At 45.7% G+C, this 2,470-nt stretch carries 2 protein-coding genes; both read right to left on the reverse strand.

Going from position 1 to position 2,470, the window contains the following annotated elements; translation table 11 throughout:
• Positions 1-1,225 (reverse strand): collagen-like domain-containing protein (locus AC29Z1_RS16590; protein ID WP_488272561.1); only part of this gene is annotated, 1,225 nt, incomplete at its 3' end.
• 47 nt (positions 1,226-1,272) lie between these two features.
• The gene (locus AC29Z1_RS16595; RefSeq protein ID WP_488272562.1) at positions 1,273-2,046 is read right to left on the reverse strand and encodes a hypothetical protein; all 774 of its coding nucleotides are present in this window, start codon (positions 2,044-2,046) and stop codon (positions 1,273-1,275) included.
• Between the last annotated feature and the right edge of the window lie 424 nt (positions 2,047-2,470).

A 2,470-nucleotide genomic window follows, 5' to 3' on the forward strand; every position in this document is an offset into this window, starting at 1 on the left:
CTCCTGTCGGTCCGGTATCTCCTGTCGGTCCGGTGTCTCCTGTCGGTCCGGTATCGCCTGTCGGTCCGGTATCGCCTGTCGGTCCTGTATCTCCTGTCGGTCCCGTATCTCCTGTCGGTCCTGTATCTCCTGTCGGTCCGGTGTCTCCTGTCGGTCCGGTATCGCCGGTTGGTCCTGTATCTCCAGTAGGTCCGGTATCTCCTGTCGGTCCCGTATCTCCTGTCGGTCCAGTATCGCCTGTTGGGCCCGTTTCTCCTGTCGGTCCTGTTTCGCCTGTTGGGCCTGTGTCACCCGTTGGTCCAGTGTCTCCAGTCGGTCCCGTATCCCCAGTTGGCCCGGTGTCTCCTGTCGGTCCGGTGTCTCCTGTCGGTCCGGTATCTCCTGTCGGTCCTGTTTCGCCTGTTGGCCCGGTATCTCCTGTCGGGCCGGTATCTCCAGTCGGTCCCGTATCTCCTGTCGGTCCCGTATCGCCTGTCGGTCCTGTGTCTCCTGTCGGTCCTGTGTCTCCTGTCGGTCCGGTATCTCCTGTCGGTCCGGTGTCTCCTGTCGGTCCTGTGTCTCCTGTCGGTCCGGTATCTCCTGTCGGTCCTGTTTCGCCTGTTGGGCCTGTTTCTCCTGTCGGGCCTGTTTCTCCTGTTGGGCCCGTTTCTCCTGTCGGGCCTGTTTCTCCTGTTGCTCCAGTAGCTCCTGTTGATCCGGTATCGCCTGTCGGTCCGGTGTCTCCTGTCGGTCCGGTATCTCCTGTTGGACCCGTTTCTCCAGTTGCACCTGTTGCTCCTGTAGCCCCAGTAGGTCCAGTAATTCCAGATTCCTCTGTTGTTTCATACATTTCGCATAAAACTAAGGTTGCTTTAATTGTTACAAGAGGCGAATAAGTCACTATGTCAGGTGTCTGATTCACCAAACTAATAGTTATAGGTTCGTTATCAACCTGTATAAGAGCAAAACCTACTACATCACCTGTTTTTATAGGCAAACTGCCTGCAATTTCATCGCCTTGTGAAGTCACTATGGAAAATGTAATCCCACTGGGGTTAAGTGTTGAGTGAGTTGCAACCTGCCAACTAATATAATATCTTCCAGCCTTATTGATTGTGATTACCCCTGTAGTGGCATTATAATTTATAGGACCAAAAGAACTCAGTTCTCTATCAAATATTACATTGCTATTCGGATTAACTGTGCCAGCTAACTGTCGTTCAAGGTGAATACCTACACTGTCCACACTTATATACCTCCATAAAAGAATGATGTCATTACTATGCAAATAAGTTACATTACTCTAAGAATTGCTAAATTGGCCTTTATTGGTGTGTATATACAAAATGCTATTATTGCATTTGTTGCATTAACCAATTGCAAAGTAACAGGAACTCCCCCACTTATAGTAATTGGGATTAGTGCGTTTCCATTTACTTGTCCGGTTACTAGAGGACTGGAGGCTCTAACATTGTTAGCAGCAGACGTAATAATAGCAAACGTAGGAAATAGATCGGTTCCCCCCTGAATACCGTCTGTTGCTACCCACCAGTCAATAAAGTAAACTCCTGCTTCACGAATAGTTACAGTGCCTGAACTGCTACTATAGGTGATTGCGGCTGTTTGCTCAGTAATAATAGTATCAAAAATAACCGGTGCTCCTGGCGCAATAGTGTTTGTACTCAGATTCTGCAACTGTAATTGTAACCCTCGCAATTGCGTTGTTCCTCCGGATGGATTACATGGGCTTACACCGTTATGTTGCCAGCAACACGCAAACGGCCCAAATGGCCCAAATAGCCCAAATGGTCCAAAAATGCCAAACTTCCCAAATGGTCCGGAAATCTCATCACACTTTTTACTTTTTTCTTCTTTTGGCAAGGTAGATGGTGAACACTTGCATGTGGGTTTAATAGGATAATAATAGTGGATTGGCTGATGGTGTTGATTATTTTGTTCCTGCAACTTCTTACATTTATGTTTGTGGCTGCAACGGCGGCAGCTGCGTTTTTTTCTACTAGTTTTATGATCAGGTATGGCTGTATTGGAAATGTCTATATTTTCCATATCTTCCTCCCCTTAATAGCCAGAAAGCAATTTCTATGATTCATACTATGAATTGTTATGTAAAAATGAAACCATTAGCAGTTAAAAATTAATATACATATGAGTTATGAGGTAGATTAGATCATAAAAAAGCATTAAGGTAAAAATAATGCCCCCATTCATGTATTTGTCCTATGAATGGGGGCTCTGTCTTTTTCTATATTTTATTGTTCCTTGTTATTTCCGAGTCTTTTGCTCCTACCACATGGATTTCTATTCTTGACTTGAACATCCTTTATATCATTATGCCAAGTAGCACCGACAACTCGTTAAACACATAGTATAAATGTAAAAGTTATGTGGAGTACAGACACTCTGAACCATATTGGCCTACGCGGACAGATTAAATGGCGAGTTTCTTCTGATCTCGTAGCATAGCGGCGAA

The organism is Sporomusa sp. (assembly GCF_057736855.1).

Bases quoted from the DNA above. Each gene is read 5' to 3' on its own strand.
- AC29Z1_RS16595 (WP_488272562.1), bottom strand. From the start codon at position 2,046: ATGGAAAATATAGACATTTCCAATACAGCCATACCTGATCATAAAACT.